Genomic DNA, 16,777 nt, shown 5'->3' with positions numbered 1-16,777 from the left:
GGTTCAGCAGGTCCGCCGCAGACGCTGGAGGACCCGGCGTCGGCGTTGCGCGCGGATGGCGGCGGCCTGTCCGCGAGAGAGGATCACTGCCCGGCGTGCGGCCTGCTCCAGGTCAAGGCCCGCGGTCTTCATGAGGGATCCCGCAGGATGAACTGCACACGGCCGTGCTGGTCGGACTCGGCGTCCAGCTCGTGTCCCGCCACGTGGTGGGCAGGATCGGGGTCGAGGTACAGCCGGCCTCCGTCGTGCTCCACGACGTCGTCCCCAGGGCTTGGCCGCTTCACCGCTCGGACCTGCATCGGCCCGGGCTGCCCGGGACGGAACACGCGAAGCCCCGAGGTCGGCGCGAGCAGCGGATGCGCCGTGACGCGTCGAATCACGGAGCGGGCCTGACAAGTGATCGAGAGCATGGTGGGCTCGCCTCCTTGGTCTGCGGTTGCCCCGTGTTGCTGGTTCTGTTCCACCAGACACCGGCGTCCGCGCCGGGGCAAGACCCTCACCTGCACTGGTCGCACCTCGTCCGATGCCTGTCACACAACTGCAAAGTGGCGCGTGGATCGACCGTCATCCGGTCCGTGCATGGTGACGGCATGACGGGGAACCAGGGTCACCCGAGGGCCGCGCCCGCAGGATCCGCTACACCACGTCGCGTCGGGCGGCCGAGACACGCCGCGGCCAAGAGCATCCAGGAGCAGCAGCATGAACAACAGTCCGAGCACAGTTCGGGTCCGAGCGACTCGGCAAAGAGGAGCCTGTGAAGCCACCGTTGTCCGTTCGCCCACTTCCGAGGGGAGAGTCCCAGGCGGAGCTGGTGGCTCGTCGCCTCGACCGGCCCATGGGGGTGCTCGGTCTGCTGTTCGTGCTGGTCCTGACCGGACAGCTCGTCGTCACGACCCCCGGATGGTCACAGGCGTTCAGCGTGGCCGGATGGGTGCTGTGGGGCACGTTCGTCGCCGAGTTCGCGCTACGGGCGTACGTCGCTCGTGACCAGCGCCGATTCTGGCGGCGCAACTGGTGGCAGCTCCTCTTCCTGGTCCTCCCCTTCTTGCGATTCACGCGTGCGATGCGGCTGCTGCGCACCGCACGCATCGGTGGCGTCGTGTCAGCCACGGTGCGAGGCTCCCGGTCAGCGGGCCGTCTCCTGAGCGGGAGGGTCTCGTGGCTTGCCGTGACCACCACGGTCGTCGTCGTGGGGTCGAGCCAGTTCCTCTTCGTCACGGGGACGTTCACCGACTACACGCGGGCGTTGCATGGCGCTGCACTGGCCACCGTGACCGGGGAGCCCCTCGCTGCCGAAGGTGCGGTCGCGCGGGTCTCCGAGGTGGTGTTGGGGGTGTACTCGGTGGCGGTCTTCGCCACCCTCGCCGGGGCGGTGGGTGCCTTCTTCCTGCAACGAAGCGACCGTCCCAAGGAGTCAGCTCCATGAGTCCACATCCGCCGCGCCGGTGGCGAGGATTCCTCGAGGAGACGCGGACCAGTCTCTGGCCGCTGCCGGTCGCTGCACTGGTCCTGGCGGTCTCCCTCGGCGTCGCTCTGCCCCGACTGGACGCGGCCATGGGGGGCGACCTCCCCGCGTCGGTCTCGGCCACCCTCTTCGGCGGCGGGGCCGAAGCGGCCCAGATCTTGCTCAGCGCCATCGCCACGTCGTTGATCACCGTGACGTCCCTCACCTTCTCCCTCACGGTCGTGACGCTGCAGCTGGCCAGCAGCCAGTACTCCCCCAGGTTGCTGCGGACCTTCACACGTGACCGCTTCGTCCAGCGGACGCTCGCACTGTTCCTGGGGTCGTTCGTCTACGCCCTCACCGTGCTACGCACCGTGCGGACTCCAGAGGGCAGTGGCGCCGGGTTCGTGCCCCAGCTGTCCGTGACCGTGGCCTTCGCGTTCACGTTGGCCTCCGTTCTCGGCCTCGTGCTCTTCTTGGCGCACCTGGCGCGCGAGATCCGCGTCGAGACCGTCATGCGCAACGTCCACAAGGACGCCGACCACTGCATCGAGCGGGTGCTCGGCGAGCGGGAGACCTCGGTCGCGCTCCCGCAAGGGCCAGAGGGTGACGCGATGCGGCCCCTGCTCGCGCCGTCCTCGGGATTTGTCGTCGCCGTGCGGGGGGAAGCGCTCTGGGAGGCAGCTCGCGCCGTGGACGCCGTGGTGGTGGTGGACAGGCGCGTGGGGGACGCGGTCGTCGCCCACACGCCCGTTGCCCGTGCCTGGTCGGTCTCGGGGGACGTCCTGTCGGAGGAGGACGTGGAAGGGCTGCAGGAACGACTCGGACGAGCCGTGGAGATCGGGTACGAGCGAACCGCCCAGCAGGATGTCGCCTTCGGCCTTCGCCAGCTGACGGACGTCGCGGTGAAGGCGCTCTCACCCGGCATCAACGACCCCACAACTGCCGTGCACGCGCTCAATCACTCCGCCGCGCTGCTCTGCGATCTGCTCCGGCGGGACCTGGGAGCCGCGACGGTTCGTGATGACGTCGGCCGGGTCCGGGTTGTCCTGCGCCAGTGGAGCTTCCGTGAGCTGCTGGACCTTGCCGTGACCCAACCACGCATCTACGGGGCCGACGATCCCCTGGTCATGGCGGCACTGCTCGACCTTCTCGAGGCGGTGGCCTGGGCCGGCGCCGGGCAGGGTCAGCAGATCGGTGTGGAGCACCAGCTGAACCGGTCGCACCAGGTCATCGAGCAGGGTGACCTCGATGAGTCCCATCGCGAGGAGCTACGTCGTCGAGCAACCGCCGTCACAGAGGTGCTGCGCGGAGGGAGCTGACCAAGGAGGGCTCGTCCTGGTGGCCGACTCCCGGATGTCGTCGCTGACGGACTGGCCCGTTGGCGAAGTGGGTACTGTCGCGCAGAAGAGGCCCTCCCGCGGCCCCGGCGAGGAGGTCACATGAGCTCGGACCTGTCGCACGGCCGCGCGGTCGCGGGGCCGGCACTGAGGGGGCTCGTCGGCACGGCACACATCGGCCCCGCGCTGGCCGTCACCGTCCTGTCCGGCCTGCTGGCGGCGGCCCAGGGCCTCGGCCCCGGACGCGGAGCGCTCGTCGTGGCCGCGGTCCTGGCCGGCCAGCTCTCGGTGGGGTGGAGCAACGACCTGCTGGACCTCGATCGCGACCGGCGTGCCGGGCGCACCGACAAGCCTCTCGCCAGCGGCGAGGTGTCCGCCTCCGTGGTGCGCGCCTGCTGCGCGGTCGCCGTGGCGGCCTGCCTCGTCCTGTCGCTCGCCTGCGGCGCCGTGGCGGGCGTCGTCCACCTCGGCTGCGTCGCCGCCGCCTGGGCCTACAACCTGGGGCTGAAGTCGACGCCCTGGTCGTGGCTGCCGTACGCCGCGGCGTTCGGTGGCCTGACCGCCTTCGTCACACTGGCCGACGGCCAGGCACCGCCCTGGTGGTGGCCGGTCGGGGCCGCTCTGCTCGGGGTCGGCGCCCACCTCCTCAACGTGCTGCCCGACCTCGAGGACGACGCCGCCACCGGCGTGCACGGACTCCCCCACGCGCTCGGACGCCGTCGCATCGCGCCCGTCGCCGCGGCCGTCCTCGTGTCCGCCACCGCCGTGGTCCTCCTCGGCGCTGCTCCCGGCGCGGTCGTGGCCGCCGTCGCGGGGGTCGTGGTGGTCGCGCTGGCCGTCGTCGTGGTCACCGGCGCCGGACGGCGCCCGTTCGCCGCAGCCGTGGGCATCGCCCTCGTCGACGCCGTCCTGCTGGTGGCGGCCCGGTGACCTCGATGCGTACGCCCATCGAGCACTGGGACCTCGTGGTGGTCGGCGCCGGTCCGGCCGGCGCCTCGACCGCCCTGGGTGCGCTGGCGGAGGAGCCGGGACTCCGGGTGCTGCTGCTCGACCGCAGCGACTTCCCGCGCGACAAGTCGTGCGGCGACGGCATCGCCCCCCACGTCCTCGACGCGCTGGCCGAGGTGGGGGCCGCCGACGTCGTCGACGACTGGGCGCCGCTGCGACAGCTCTCGCTGTCCCACGGCGACGTCGTGGTGTCCGGTCCGATGCGCCGGGAGGTCCACGTTGTCCCGCGCACGGTGTTCGACGCCCGCCTCGTCGAGCGCGCCGTCGCCGCGGGTGCGGTCCTGCGCCGGCACCGCGTCTCGTCCCTGAGCGCGGGCCCCTCCGCGCCGGTCGTGTCCGGCGTCCTGGCGGCCAGCGTCGTCGTCGGGGCCGACGGCGCGCACTCGCTCGTCCGCACAGCACTCCTCGGCAAGCGACGCGACCCCCGAGCGATCGCGATCCGCGGCTACGCGCCGACCACCCCCGAGCTGCGGGGGCGCCAGGTGATCCGCTACGGCGAGCGCCGCCAGCCGTCGTACGCCTGGGCCTTCGACCGCGGCGACGGCCTGGCCAACGTCGGCTACGGGGAGCTGCTCCCAGGCGAGCGCGACGGCACTCCGGCTCCGAGCCGCAGGCTGCTGCTCGACCAGCTCGAGCAGCTGATCCCCGGCGCGGCTCGGGGCGGGAGCGACTGGCGCGGCCACCACCTGCCGCTCAGCAGCTGGCGATGGGCCCAGCCCGACGGCGCCGTGCTGCTGGCGGGTGACGCCGCGGGGCTGGTCAACCCGATGACGGGCGAGGGCATCTACTACGCGGTGGCCACCGGCCTGGCGGCGGGACGCACCGCCGCCCGGTGCGTGGTCTCGGGCCGGTCGTCCGAGGCCGGCGCCGAGCACCGCCGGGCCGTGCGTAGGCTGCTCGGCCAGCACCTGCGCCACACCTGGGTGGCGTCGCGGCTGGCGCAGTCGCCCCGCATCGTGGACGCGGGCATCCGCGCCGCGGACCGGGACCGGCACGTCTTCGACACCCTCGTCGAGATCGGCCTGGGAGACGGACGCATCGACGCCCGGCTCGCAGGCGGCCTGCTCGGCGCCCTGACCCGACCTCACCGACCTTCTGCACTGACCCCGAGAAACCCGAGGTGGCTGACATGAGGATCCTCTCCGCGCGCGGGGCGCTGCCCCCGCACTCCCACCCGCAGTCCGAGATCACCGAGGCGTTCGTGGACGTGATCGCCGAGGGCAGCCTCGACCGCGCCCTGCTCCGACGCTTCCACGCCAACGCGGGGGTGGAGCGCCGGCACACCGTGCTGCCGCTGGACGAGTACGCCCGGCTGGGCGACTTCGGCCACTCCAACGACCTCTTCATCGAGCACGCCGTGGAGCTCGGCTCGCGCGCCCTGGTCGACGCCCTCAAGGCCGCCGACCTGACCCCCTCCGATCTCGACCTCGTGGTGACGGCGACCGTGACCGGGCTGGCGGTGCCGTCGCTCGACGCCCGCATCGCGGCGCAGGTCGGCCTGCGCGAGGACGTACGCCGGATGCCCCTCGTCGGGCTGGGGTGCGTGGCAGGGGCCGCGGGGATCGCCCGGGTGCACGACTACCTCCTCGGCCACCCCGGCCACACCGCCGCCCTGGTCGCGGTCGAGCTGTGCTCGCTGACGCTGCAGCGCGACGACGTGTCCGTGCCCAACCTGGTGGCGAGCGGCCTGTTCGGGGACGGCGCCTCCGCCGTCGTCGCGGTCGGCGACGCGGGGCGGCCCGGGCCGGTCGAGGTGCTGGACTCGCGCAGCCGCCTCTACCCCGACAGCGAGCGCACCATGGGTTTCGACGTCACCGCGAGCGGCCTGCGCATCGTGCTCGACGCCGAGGTGCCCCACCTGGTCGAGCGCTACCTGCGCGCCGACGTCGATCTCTTCCTCGCCGACCACGGCCTGACCCGGGCCGACATCGGCTGGTGGGTCTGTCACCCCGGCGGCCCCAAGGTGATCGAGGCCCTCGAGGCTGCCCTGGAGGTGCCGCGGGATGCCGTGCAGCTGACGTGGGACTCCCTGGCCAAGGTCGGCAACCTGTCCTCGGTCTCGGTCCTGCACGTGCTCGAGGACACCTTGCGGGAGCGCCCGCCCGCCCCCGGCAGCCACGGGGTCCTGCTCGCCATGGGTCCCGGGTTCTGCTCCGAGCTGGTCCTGATGAGGGCGGAGTCGTGACCACCCTCGTCGCCTTCACGGTCCTGGTCGGCCTCGTCGGGCTCGAGCGCATCGCGGAGCTGGTCGTGTCGGTGCGCAACGCAGCCTGGAGCAAGGAGCGCGGCGGCGTCGAGACCGGGCAGGGGCACTTCCCCTTCATGGTCGTCCTGCACACCGGGCTGCTCGTGGGCGCCCTCCTGGAGGCCTGGGTCCGGCATCCCGACGTGCCGTCGCTCCTGGCGTGGTCGATGCTCGGCCTCGTCCTCGCGTCGCAGGCGCTGAGGTGGTGGTGCATCGCGAGCCTGGGACGCCGCTGGAACACGCGCGTGATCGTGGTCCCCGGCCTGCCCCCGGTGCGATCCGGCCCCTACCGACTGCTGGGCCACCCCAACTACGTCGCGGTCGTCATCGAGGGCGTCGCCCTGCCGCTCGTCCACGCCGCCTGGATCACGGCCGTGGTCTTCACCGTGCTCAACGCCGGGCTGCTCGCCGTCCGCATCCGCGCCGAGGAGGCCGCCCTCGCCACCCTGCCGTCCGACCTTCCCTCCCATCCCGGGACGGACCCCGACGCGGAGTCTGCGCGTGCGTGACCTCGTGGTCGCCGGCGGTGGGCCGGTCGGGATCGCGGCAGCCCTGCACGCCCGGCGGCTCGGGCTGGACGTCGTGGTGCGCGAGCCGCGCACCGGGCCGATCGACAAGGCGTGCGGCGAGGGGCTGATGCCGGGTGCGGTGACCGAGCTGGCCGCGCTGGGGGTCCACCCGGCCGGTCGTCCGCTGTCCGGCATCCGCTACCTCGACGGCGCCTCGCCCGACGGCGCCACCGCCACCTTCCGCCACGGTCCGGGGCGAGGGGTGCGACGCACCGTGCTCCACGCCGCGCTGGACGAGCGGCTCCGGGCCGCGGACGTCCCGGTCGAGCACCGCCCGGTCGAGCACGTCAGGGACGGCGGCGACCACGTCGTGGTCGACGGGGAGCCGGCGCGCTACCTCGTCGCGGCGGACGGCCTGCACTCGACCGTACGTCGCCTGCTCGGCCTGGACGCCCCGGCACCCGCACGCCAGCGGTTCGGGCTGCGCTGCCACGTCCAGCAGGAGCCGTGGACGTCGCACGTCGAGGTGCACTGGTCCCCCCGGGCGGAGGCCTACGTCACGCCTGTCGCCGACCACCTCGTCGGCGTGGCCCTGCTCGTGGACAAGGGCGCGCGCTTCGAGGACGTGATCGGGGACTTCCCGCTGCTGCGCGAACGGCTCACCGGCCCCATGACCCGGGTGATGGGCGCCGGCCCCCTGCGCCAGCAGGCGCGCTCCCGGGCCGCGGGCCGGGTGCTCCTCGCCGGCGACGCGGGGGGCTACGTCGACGCCCTCACCGGCGAGGGGATCGCTCTCGGGCTTGCGCAGGCCCGCGCCGCCGTGTCCTGCATCGCCGCGGACCGGCCGGAGGCCTACGACCGCCAGGCACGCCGGCTCGCGTTCCGCCACGAGCTCCTCACCCGCGCGCTGCTGCGTGCCACGCACCACGCCCCCGTACGCCGCCTGCTGGTGCCCGCCGCGCGGCGTGCACCATGGCTCTTCAGCGCCGCCGTCGACCAGCTCGCCCGACCGATCGAGGTTCCCGCATGACGTCACCCGTCCCGCTCTCCGGCACGGCCCACACCGAGTCCGTCGTCCTGCTCGACGAGGGCGGCCACGCCATCGGCACCACCGACAAGCGCTCGGTGCACCACGCCGACACGCCGCTCCACCTGGCCTTCTCCTGCTACGTCTTCGACCCGGACGGCAACGTCCTCGTGACCCGGCGCGCGCTGCACAAGCACACCTGGCCGGGAGTGTGGACCAACGCGTGCTGCGGCCACCCGGGTCCGGGCGAGGGCCTGGAGGAGGCCGTACGCCGGCGCGTCGGACAGGAGCTGGGCGTCGAGGTCGCCGACCTGCGGCTGCTCCTGCCGGAGTTCCGCTACCGCGCCGAGATGGACGGCGTGGTGGAGAACGAGATGTGCCCGGTGTTCGTCGCCACGGTCACCGGACCACTGCGCCCCGACCCCGACGAGGTGGCCGAGGTGGCCTGGGAGCCGTGGACCTCGTTCCGTGCCGGCATCCTCGACGGGACCCGCGACGTCTCGCCGTGGTGCCGTGACCAGATCGCCCTGCTGCCCGAGGACCCGGTCTCCGCACCGGCCGCCCCGCCGGACGCCCTGCCCCCGGCCGCGCGCGGCTGACCTACTGCAGCCTCGGGTCCTCGCTCGGGTCGGCGTACGTCCCCGGGCACCCGTCCGCGACTGCGTCGGGGCGCAGCTCGTAGTGCCAGGGCTCGTTGTCGTAGACCTGGCAGAGCCCGTACGTCGCGCCGTGCTCGCCCAGCCACGCCCACGCAGCCTCGGGCCCGATGTCGACCGCACCACCGGTCTCGTGCACCGACGTCCCCGGGCGGGCCACCCACTGCGCAGCCTCGGCCTCCGAGCCGCGGTCGGCGACGGCCTGCGCGAACAGTCGCTCCTGGTGTGCCTCGGAGCGCCATCCACTGGTGAGGTGGAGCACGACCCCGTCACCCGCCGCGTCCTCCGCAGCCTCGTCGAGCGCGCTGAGCAGCGCCGGATCGAGCCGGCTGACCTCGCGCGAGCGGACGTCGAAGGATGCGGCGGCCCCCTTCGGGGGCAGGTGCTGGGGACTCTGCCTGTCCCACACCCCCACGGTGCTCGGGTCTGCCGAGCTCGACGACCCCGCACGGGCCTCGCACCCCACGACCCCGATCAGCACGGCGACACAGAGCAGCAGGACGGCGGGAGATGACTGGAGCCGGGACATGGATCCAGTGAAGGGAGAGCCGCGTTGTTGGCGCGTATGCGGTTTTCGATATGCCGGCGATACGTCCCGGCTCACTAGCATCCAGACATGCGCGTGCTGGTCGTCGAGGACGAGCCCTACCTGGCCGAGGCCGTCCGCGACGGCCTGCGCCTGGAGGCCATCGCGGCGGACATCGCCGGTGACGGCGACACCGCACTCGAGCTGCTGTCGGTCAACGCCTACGACATCGCCGTCCTGGACCGCGACATCCCCGGTCCTTCCGGCGACGAGGTCGCGCGCCGCATCGTCGCCGCCGGCTCCGGCATGCCGATCCTGATGCTCACCGCGGCCGACAGGATCGACGACAAGGCCTCGGGATTCGAGCTCGGCGCCGACGACTACCTCACCAAGCCGTTCGAGCTCCAGGAGCTCGTGCTCCGGTTGCGGGCACTCGATCGCCGTCGCGCCCACCACCGGCCGCCCGTCCACGAGATGGCCGGGTTGCGACTGGACCCGTTCCGGCGCGAGGTCCACCGCGACGGTCGCTACGTCGCCCTCACCCGCAAGCAGTTCGCCGTGCTCGAGGTCCTCATGAGCGCGAGGGGCGGCGTCGTCAGCGCCGAGGACCTGCTGGAGCGGGCATGGGACGAGAACGCCGACCCGTTCACCAACGCCGTACGCATCACGGTCTCGGCCCTGCGCAAGCGCCTCGGCGAGCCCTGGCTGATCGCCACGGTGCCCGGTGTCGGCTACCGCATCGAGCCGGGGCACGAGTCGGGGCACGAGTCGGGGCATGGGTAGGGCGCCCGGACTGAGCGTCCGGCTCAGGCTCACCCTGAGCTACGCCGGGTTCCTCATGGTCGCCGGCACCCTGCTGCTCGCCACCGTGTGGGTGTTCCTCCTGCGCTACGTGCCCGACTCGACGTACCTCGGCCCCGGCCCGTTCAGCCCCACGCGCTCCGACCTCATGGACGCCTTCGTGCCGAGGGCCGCCCAGGCGATGGCGTTCCTGCTGGTCTTCGGGCTCGTCGGAGGCTGGTTCCTCGCCGGCCGGATGCTGGCTCCCCTGACCCGCATCACCAGCGCGACACGGCGGGCGGCGTCCGGGTCGCTGTCGCACCGCATCGACCTGGAGGGTCGGCAGGACGAGTTCCGCGAGCTTGCCGACAGCTTCGACGCCATGCTCGCCCGCCTGGAGGCGCACGTCGCGGAGCAGCAGCGGTTCGCGGCCAACGCCTCCCACGAGCTGCGTACGCCGCTGGCGGTCATGCAGACCCTCCTCGACCTCGCCCGGAGGGATCCTGGCGGCGACACCAGGACGCTCCTCGACCGCCTGTACGTCGTCAACGGCCGGGCGATCGACCTGACCGAGGCGCTGCTCGTGCTCAGCCGCGCCGACCAGCGGTCCTTCACCCGGGAGCGGGTCGACCTGTCCCTGCTGGCGGAGGAGGCGACCGAGACCCTGCTGCCGCTCGCCGAGCAGCGTGGCATCGTGCTCGAGACCTCGGGTGACGTCGCCCCCGCCATCGGCTCACCGTCGCTGCTCCTGCAGCTGACGACGAACCTCGTGCACAACGCGATCGTCCACAACCTCGCCGAGGGCGGCACGGTGCGGGTCACCACGAGCGTGCGCCCCGAGACGGTGGAGCTGACCGTCGAGAACACCGGCGACGTGCTCGACCCGCGGCGGGTGCCCACGCTCGCCGAGCGGTTCCGCCGGGGCTCGGAGCGCATCCACGCCGACCACGTGGGGGCCGGTCTGGGTCTGGCGATCGTCGCGAGCATCACCGAGGCGCACGACGGCGCGCTCACGCTCGCCCCAGGACCGGCCGGTGGCCTCTGCGTCACGGTCCGGCTGCCGCTCGCTCCTGCCTGAACCGGACCTGGGGTCCCCCTCAGGGGTTGGACGAGTCCGAGACCGGGACCGGAACCCCTTACCGGACCGATCGTTGAACACATGTCTCAGCTGAACGGCTGAGCCGAGGAGGGGCACTCCGTGGGGGTGCCCCTTCGTCGTGGCACGATGTCCCGGATCGCCATGACCGTCACCCCCACCGACTCCCGCAGGCTCCTGCTCGTCGTCGACGCCCCGTCGCTGCTGCACCGCAACCACCACGCGCGGGCCCACACCGGTCTCAGCGACCGCGCGGGACGACCGATCTGGGCGCTGCACGGAATGCTGCGGCAGATCCTCGAGTCGATCGACTCCTTCGCCCCGGACGCGGTGCTCTTCGGCCTCGACGACCGGACCGCATCGGTGCGCCGCGACGCCTACCCCGACTACAAGGCCGGGCGGGCCGAGAAGGACCCCGAGCTCATCGACCAGCTCGACCGCGCCGGAGCGCTCCTCGACGCTCTCGGGCTGGCGACCTTGACGCCGCCCGGACTGGAGGCCGACGACGTCAACGCCTCCGGCGCGACCTGGGCCGAGCGCCAGGGGTGGGACTGCGTGATCATCACCTCCGACCGCGACGCGTTCGCGCACATCAGCCCGCACACCCAGGTCCTGCGGCTCATCGACGGCGGTATCCACGGCTCCCCGATGCTCAACCCGGCGCGGCTCTTCAACATGTACGGCGTCCGCCCCGCCAACTACCTCGCGTTCGCCGCGCTGCGGGGCGACGCGAGCGACAACCTCCCGGGCGTCCAGGGCATCGGCGAGAAGACGGCCGCGATCCTGCTCGAGGTCGCGGGCTCGATGGAGGCGGCCTGGGCCGACGTCGACCACCTGGGCGGGCGCTCCCTGGCGACGGCGCTCGACGACTGGGCGGCGGAGAACGGGGCCAGGCGCCTCGGCGAGACCGTCGTACGACGCCTCTCGGCGCCCGGCGCCCGCGAGCGCTACGACTTCAACGTGCAGCTGATGGCTGGCCAGGACGACCTCGACCTCGGGCTGACCCCCGACGTGCCGGGGTCCCGTGGCCTGCTGCCGCTCGACCTCGACCGGGTGACCCGGGTGGTCGGGTTCCTCGACAACGACTTCACGACCGACTTCGCGGTCCGGGTGCTGACGGGCCGGCCGGCGTCGGGCTGATGGGCGTGCCCCAGGCGCGGAGGTTCAGTACCCGGCCCGGCTCGGCCAGCCGTCGGTGGCGACGTACCACGCTGCCGACGTCAGCACCACGACCATCAGAAGCGTGAAGAGCATCCCGCCGGCCACTGGCAGGAACCACCCTGGAGCACGCCGGGACCGCACTGCGACCAGCTTGACCACGACGGCACCGAAGACCGCGCAGCCCAGGACGCCGTGCACGACCGCGCGCACCGGGACCTTCTCCCCGTTGTGGAGCGTGCCGACCTCCAGACCGAGGGCCCACAGGCAGCTGTAGCCGACGAAGACCGTGAGGAGGAGGGCGACGGCCCCGGAGATCCGGTGCGCCGTGCCCAGCCAGGACGGCACGCGGCGCCCGAGGACGCCGTACAGCCACAGGCCACCGACGAGCTGGAGCACCACCAGCACGCCGATCACGGTCGAGACCACGACCTTCATCTCGATGACCGTCCGGAAGCCGAGGTCGGTCGTCCCGCTCAGGGTCGGGTCGTGCACCCGACCGAACACGCCCAGCAGCACCGCGACGACGGCCCCGGCGGCGAACGCGCCCAGCGGCACGGCCATGCTCCTCGTCACGGGCCCCGTCGCGGCATGCTCCGTCATGGGCTCAGGATGGCGTCGAGGGCGGGTGTTTGGCCAGCGGCCCGGATCAGCCGGATCCGGCGCCTGCGGCGATGGCGGGCAGGACTGCCGCGGTCATGATCGCCGCGTTCATCGCCGCGATCGCGCGGGCCACCGCTTCGCCGGCCTTGACCTCGGTCGAGACCTGTTCGATCCGCCTCTTGAGGTCACGCCGACCGAGCGTTCCCTTCTCCTCGGCGAGCACCTTCCCGACGACGCCGAGGCCCTGCAGGATCGCCAGCAGGGTCGCGTCCTCGGGGCGAGGTGTGCCGCCGTGCAGCACGAGCCTCAGCTGCTCGCGGGTGCGGCGCTCCGGCTCCGGGTCCACCACCGGGTACTTCGCGGGCACCAGGCCCATCGCGCGCGTCTCCTCGACCTCGATCACCCGCGCAGCGGCGAGTGCCCTCGCGACGGGCTCCTCGACGGCCAGCTTGCGGTCCGTCACGAGGGAGGACAGCTTCTTCCCGTCGCGCTCGACCAGCCGCGCGAGGGCGGCGTCCAGCGCGGGGTGTCCCGAGGTTCCCGGCACGAGGACAGTCACCCGCGGGTCCTTGTCCTCACTGAGCGTGACCCGCTCGGCCAGCACCAGGTCCGTGATGACGGCCGCGGCGATGCCGAAGCCGCGCTGCGTCGAGGCCCTCTCGGGCTTGCCGTCATCGCGACGCAGCAGCAGGAACAGCTCCTCGGCGATCAGCATGACGCGAGCCTAGGGCGCAACGCCCTGCTCTGCGTCGTCGTTCTGGTGCAGGTCGACGTTGATCAACCGGGCCGCCAGGTCGACGGCCGGGCCGAGCAGGAAGATCACTGCGAGGGTGCCCACACCGACGGTGGCGCCGAGCAGCCAACCCCCGAGCGCTCCCCCGCCCTGCACCAGGCTGTAGCTCCACTTGAAGGCGGTCGGCGGGTCCCAGGCGAGCGCCGCGGCCTCGGCCGGACCGGCACCGGTGTGGCTGCCGAGGTAGAGGGCGATCCCGATCGCGAGGACCGGGAAGGCCGCGGCGAGCAGGACGCTGCGCCAGACCAGGTGGTCGGGGGTCTCGAGCAGGTCCAGCACCACGGACACCGTGACTCCGACCAGCACCACCTGGACCACCGTGCCGACGCCCGGGTAGACCTTCCGCAGCGCCGCCAGCGCCACGAGCACGACGCCGACGACCAGGTTGACGATCCAGAACCCGACCCCGGTCGCCAGGGAGAGCCCGTTCACGAACGTCGAGTAGCCGTCCGACCCGAGGTCGGCAGCGAGCAGCATCGCCACGCCCGCGCCCAGCACCACGCAGCCGACCAGGAGCATCGCCGTACGGCGTGGGCTGGGAATCACGGTGCCAGCATCTCAAAGGTCCCGGCGCGGCTGCTCGGTGGTCGGGTGCCGGCCGTCGCCTCCGCCGTTCTGAGGTGCGAGCGGAGCGAGCCTAGAAACCACGGTCGGCGCGGCGACGGTCGTGCCCGGCGAAAAGACTCACGCGGGGAAAGACGCACGCCCATCCGCATGGGTAAGCCGCTTCGGACATCCGGCTCCATCGTCCGCCGCGAGAAGCATCTGTCTGAGCAATGGTCGAGGCGCCTAGGAACACGCTGCCGCGCGCACACGGCGATCGCGGCTGTTGGACGCCTGTAGAAAGGGATTGTCAACCGGACCTGGAGCCGATGGACGGGTCACCATGACGATCTAACGCCAGCCGGTGAGCTTGCCGGGGTTGACCACCATCCACACGTCGGTGACGAGGCCGCCGACGACTCGCAGGTTGACGACTGCTCGCACTTCGCCGTCGTCGGTCATGGTGAGCCCGAGCCCGTCGGCGGTGACCCGCACCGCAACTGCCCAGGTCCGCCTCTTCCTGAGAACGCCGAGCAGGAACCGCGCGACGCGCGTGGGCCCGACGACGGGATTTCGGGCCGCGCTCACCACGCCGCCACCGTCGGAGCGGAGGGTGACCGAGGCATCCAGCAGCCTGGTGAGCGCGTCCAGGTTGCCGCCCGCGGCGGCCGCGACGAACGCCCGGACCACCGCATCGTGCTCGGCGGGCGGGGCGACGATGCCGCGGTGGTCCGCGACTCGGCGCCGAGCGGAGGTCGCGAGTTGCCGCACCGCCGTCGGTGAACGGCCGACGATCTCGGCGATCTCGGGGAAGGGCAGCGCGAACACGTCGTGCAGCACGAACGCCACGCGCTCCGCGGGCGTCATCATGTCGAGAACCACCAACAACGCCGTGCTGACGGTGTCGTCGAGGGTCACTCGATCGACCGGGTCGGGGGCCGAGCCGTCCCCGAGAAGACCCGCCGGCACCGGCTCGGGCAGCCACTCGCCGACGTACTGCTCCCGCCGGGCGCGCGCCGACTTCAACACGTCGAGGCAGATCCTGCTCCCGACCCGGGTCAGCCAGCCCTGCGGGTTGCCGATCGCCCCGCGCTCTTCCTCGGTGAGGCGGTACCAGCGCAGGTAGGTCTCCTGCACCGCGTCCTCGGCCTCCTCAAGGGTGCCGAGCATCCGGTAGGCCAGGGCAATCAGCCGTCGCCGTTCCGCCATCACCACGTCAAGGTCGTCCATCGGCCCTCCCTCGCTGCTCACCCCAGGATGACGAGGCGCACAACCGAAGTGTGAGGTCACGACCTCACACTTCGAGGCGCCGCCTCGTCATCCCATGAAACGCCCGCGAACCGCCGGGCCATCGAGGACAGGAAGTCATCATGCTGCCGCACGTCAACCTCACGAAGCTCTTCCCGGCTGCCTACGAGGCCCAACTCGCCGCAGACAAGGCCGCCGAGGAGGCCGCGGTGACCGCAGGCCTCGACCCGCTGCTCGTCGAGCTGGTCAAGGTGCGCGCCTCGCAGCTCAACGGATGCGCCTTCTGCCTGCGCATGCACACCCGCGACGCGATCGAGAAGGGCGAGATCCCCGACCGCCTGGCCCTCGTCGCGGCCTGGTGGGAGTCGCGATACTTCACCCCACAAGAGCAAGCCGCCCTCACCCTCGCCGAACGGATCACCCGGATCGGCGACGAGCACACCGCCGCCGCCCCGCAGGTCGACATCGAGGGCGTCCTGGAAGAGAAGCAAATCGCCGCCGTCACCCTGCTCATCATCGTCATCAACACGTGGAACCGGCTCGCCATCGCCGGCCACTATCCCGTCACCCCCTGACAGCGGCACAGAAGAAGCGCGGAAGGCCAGCGCATCGCGTCACAGCAGGAAACCTGGCCGGGGAATGGGGCCCCGGCGAAATTCCAGCAGTGGTGATGACGCCGCTTCCTCGGAGACTGCTTCGCTACGCTGCGTTGAGCAGACCTGTTGACCTGATTGGGAGGAACGATGGGCAAGCCCCGCATCTTCTTGGGTTCGTCGGGCAGGCAGGCGAAGTTTCTCCAGGCGCTCGGCCGCGGGCTCGCGGACGTTGCGGACGTCGAGCCATGGACGGCGACGTTCAATCCCGGTACCACCACCCTCGGGCGCCTGGTCGAACTGACCCGCGAGGTCGACTTCGCCGCATTCGTCTTCGCCCAGGACGACTGGACCAGCGGCGAACCGACCACACTGGACGCCGATGCAGCGGCCGCCGGCATGGCTTCCCCGCGTGACAACGTCGTCTTCGAGGCTGGGCTCTTCGGAGGCGTCCTTGGCATGGAGCGAACCTTCATCCTGCACGCGAACGGCGCGAAACTGCCGACCGACCTACTCGGCCTGACCTGCGTCCGTTACGGCGACGCCGCCAAGGCAGCCGAAGTCAAAGTCGTCAACCAGAAGCTGCGCAAAGCGATCGAGGACCTCGGCGGCCTCTCCCGAATCGAGGGACTCTGGTGGCAGTTCTCGATCACCGAGCGAACCACCCTGGAGCCCTCCGCGGTGAGCCTGCTGCGCATCTCACGCGATCGCGAGCGGATGCTCGAGGTGAACGGGCGCGCCTGGCAGGAGGACGGCACCCTCTCCGCCCGCTACTGGAGCGAGGCGACCAAGGAAACGAAGGGCCCCGCAGGCGTCTTCTACGCCTGGAAGGGCGAGCGCCCACGCCACCTGAACGCACCGGCGATCCACGGCACCGCCGAGATCAAGCTCGAGACGGAAGACCGCGCCTCCGGCTATTGGATCACCCGGTCCGACGCCGAACCCACGCTCAACGCCCGGACGGCAGGGGTCTACCTGCGCGCCGAGGCCGACGATCTCGCCATCTTGGACGGACGCGACAACCACGCCCGTGCCGCACTGATCGCCGAGCGGATCGAGGACTGGAAGTCGCTCGCGAACTCATGAGGGACTCAATGCCCGCGCCCGCAGAACTCCTGCAGCGATGGGCGCGCGATCCAGAGGACGAGTCTCCGTCCTCTAGCGCTGCAGCTGTGATCAGCAGCCCTGTCTAGACACTGAGCGCCTGC

General features: G+C 72.0%; 19 protein-coding genes. 13 read left to right on the top strand and 6 right to left on the bottom strand.

Features of this window, described 5'->3' with window-relative positions; genetic code table 11:
• Positions 1 to 128: 128 nt before the first annotated feature.
• Entirely contained in the window at positions 129 to 380 is a 252-nt protein-coding gene (locus J3P44_RS05565; protein WP_255889261.1) for an iron-sulfur cluster assembly accessory protein, read from the bottom strand.
• A 431-nt stretch (positions 381 to 811) separates the two neighbouring features.
• On the opposite strand from J3P44_RS05565, the gene J3P44_RS05560 reads away from it, so the two are divergent.
• The 8 genes from J3P44_RS05560 to idi all read left to right on the top strand — a co-directional run bounded on the left by J3P44_RS05560 (position 812) and on the right by idi (position 8,172).
• Positions 812 to 1,426, top strand: a complete 615-nt coding sequence (locus tag J3P44_RS05560; RefSeq protein ID WP_255889260.1) for a hypothetical protein — start codon at positions 812 to 814, stop codon at positions 1,424 to 1,426.
• Complete coding sequence (locus J3P44_RS05555; RefSeq protein WP_255889259.1) at positions 1,423 to 2,766, top strand: DUF2254 domain-containing protein; 1,344 nt, start codon at positions 1,423 to 1,425, stop codon at positions 2,764 to 2,766. The genes J3P44_RS05560 and J3P44_RS05555 overlap by 4 nt, the downstream gene beginning before the upstream one ends.
• A 120-nt stretch (positions 2,767 to 2,886) precedes the next feature.
• On the top strand, positions 2,887 to 3,714 hold the full coding sequence (locus J3P44_RS05550) for a UbiA family prenyltransferase (RefSeq protein WP_255889258.1): 828 nt from the start codon (positions 2,887 to 2,889) through the stop codon (positions 3,712 to 3,714).
• Positions 3,715 to 3,719: 5 nt separating this feature from the next.
• On the top strand, positions 3,720 to 4,925 hold the full coding sequence (locus tag J3P44_RS05545) for a geranylgeranyl reductase family protein (protein WP_255889257.1): 1,206 nt from the start codon (positions 3,720 to 3,722) through the stop codon (positions 4,923 to 4,925).
• On the top strand, positions 4,922 to 5,977 hold the full coding sequence (locus tag J3P44_RS05540; protein WP_255889256.1) for a type III polyketide synthase: 1,056 nt from the start codon (positions 4,922 to 4,924) through the stop codon (positions 5,975 to 5,977). The genes J3P44_RS05545 and J3P44_RS05540 overlap by 4 nt, the downstream gene beginning before the upstream one ends.
• Positions 5,974 to 6,546: an isoprenylcysteine carboxyl methyltransferase family protein gene (locus J3P44_RS05535; protein WP_255889255.1), complete on the top strand. Its 573-nt coding sequence runs from the start codon at positions 5,974 to 5,976 to the stop codon at positions 6,544 to 6,546. Before J3P44_RS05540 ends, J3P44_RS05535 begins: the two co-directional genes overlap by 4 nt.
• Positions 6,539 to 7,576, top strand: a complete 1,038-nt coding sequence (locus J3P44_RS05530; RefSeq protein WP_255889254.1) for an NAD(P)/FAD-dependent oxidoreductase — start codon at positions 6,539 to 6,541, stop codon at positions 7,574 to 7,576. Before J3P44_RS05535 ends, J3P44_RS05530 begins: the two co-directional genes overlap by 8 nt.
• Entirely contained in the window at positions 7,573 to 8,172 is a 600-nt protein-coding gene (gene idi / locus J3P44_RS05525; protein WP_255889253.1) for an isopentenyl-diphosphate Delta-isomerase, read from the top strand. The genes J3P44_RS05530 and idi overlap by 4 nt, the downstream gene beginning before the upstream one ends.
• Position 8,173: 1 nt before the next feature.
• Here the strand turns inward: idi and J3P44_RS05520 are convergent, their stop codons facing one another.
• Positions 8,174 to 8,758 carry a M15 family metallopeptidase gene (locus J3P44_RS05520; RefSeq protein WP_255889252.1) on the bottom strand — a complete coding sequence of 195 codons (585 nt, stop codon included), beginning with the start codon at positions 8,756 to 8,758 and terminating at the stop codon, positions 8,174 to 8,176.
• An 87-nt stretch (positions 8,759 to 8,845) separates the two neighbouring features.
• Here J3P44_RS05520 and J3P44_RS05515 point away from each other — a divergent pair, with 87 nt between their 5' ends.
• From J3P44_RS05515 to J3P44_RS05505, 3 genes are all read left to right on the top strand, one after another.
• Complete coding sequence (locus tag J3P44_RS05515) at positions 8,846 to 9,538, top strand: response regulator transcription factor (protein ID WP_255889251.1); 693 nt, start codon at positions 8,846 to 8,848, stop codon at positions 9,536 to 9,538.
• Entirely contained in the window at positions 9,531 to 10,613 is a 1,083-nt protein-coding gene (locus tag J3P44_RS05510; protein ID WP_255889250.1) for a sensor histidine kinase, read from the top strand. Before J3P44_RS05515 ends, J3P44_RS05510 begins: the two co-directional genes overlap by 8 nt.
• A 162-nt stretch (positions 10,614 to 10,775) precedes the next feature.
• Positions 10,776 to 11,771 carry a 5'-3' exonuclease gene (locus J3P44_RS05505; RefSeq protein ID WP_255889249.1) on the top strand — a complete coding sequence of 332 codons (996 nt, stop codon included), beginning with the start codon at positions 10,776 to 10,778 and terminating at the stop codon, positions 11,769 to 11,771.
• Positions 11,772 to 11,795: 24 nt separating this feature from the next.
• Here J3P44_RS05505 and J3P44_RS05500 read toward each other — a convergent pair whose 3' ends face one another.
• The 4 genes from J3P44_RS05500 to sigJ form a co-directional block, all read right to left on the bottom strand.
• Positions 11,796 to 12,392 (bottom strand): DUF6529 family protein, encoded by a 597-nt coding sequence (locus J3P44_RS05500; RefSeq protein WP_255889248.1) that lies wholly within the window; start codon positions 12,390 to 12,392, stop codon positions 11,796 to 11,798.
• Between the two features lie 46 nt (positions 12,393 to 12,438).
• Positions 12,439 to 13,107 (bottom strand): GOLPH3/VPS74 family protein, encoded by a 669-nt coding sequence (locus J3P44_RS05495; protein WP_255889247.1) that lies wholly within the window; start codon positions 13,105 to 13,107, stop codon positions 12,439 to 12,441.
• Positions 13,108 to 13,116: 9 nt separating this feature from the next.
• Positions 13,117 to 13,731 carry a DUF6198 family protein gene (locus J3P44_RS05490; protein ID WP_255889246.1) on the bottom strand — a complete coding sequence of 205 codons (615 nt, stop codon included), beginning with the start codon at positions 13,729 to 13,731 and terminating at the stop codon, positions 13,117 to 13,119.
• Between the two features lie 348 nt (positions 13,732 to 14,079).
• The gene (gene sigJ / locus J3P44_RS05485; protein ID WP_255889245.1) at positions 14,080 to 14,958 is read right to left on the bottom strand and encodes an RNA polymerase sigma factor SigJ; all 879 of its coding nucleotides are present in this window, start codon (positions 14,956 to 14,958) and stop codon (positions 14,080 to 14,082) included.
• A 140-nt stretch (positions 14,959 to 15,098) separates the two neighbouring features.
• On the opposite strand from sigJ, the gene J3P44_RS05480 reads away from it, so the two are divergent.
• Both J3P44_RS05480 and J3P44_RS05475 read left to right on the top strand, forming a co-directional pair.
• Complete coding sequence (locus tag J3P44_RS05480) at positions 15,099 to 15,551, top strand: carboxymuconolactone decarboxylase family protein (RefSeq protein ID WP_255889244.1); 453 nt, start codon at positions 15,099 to 15,101, stop codon at positions 15,549 to 15,551.
• A gap of 168 nt (positions 15,552 to 15,719) precedes the next feature.
• Positions 15,720 to 16,655: a TIR domain-containing protein gene (locus tag J3P44_RS05475; protein ID WP_255889243.1), complete on the top strand. Its 936-nt coding sequence runs from the start codon at positions 15,720 to 15,722 to the stop codon at positions 16,653 to 16,655.
• The last annotated feature ends 122 nt before the right edge of the window (positions 16,656 to 16,777 follow it).

Source organism: Nocardioides astragali (genome assembly GCF_024436375.1).
GTDB lineage: Bacteria > Actinomycetota > Actinomycetes > Propionibacteriales > Nocardioidaceae > Nocardioides > Nocardioides astragali.
The sequence above is the reverse complement of the archived record's forward strand: the minus strand, read 5'-3'. Positions and strand labels throughout refer to the sequence as shown.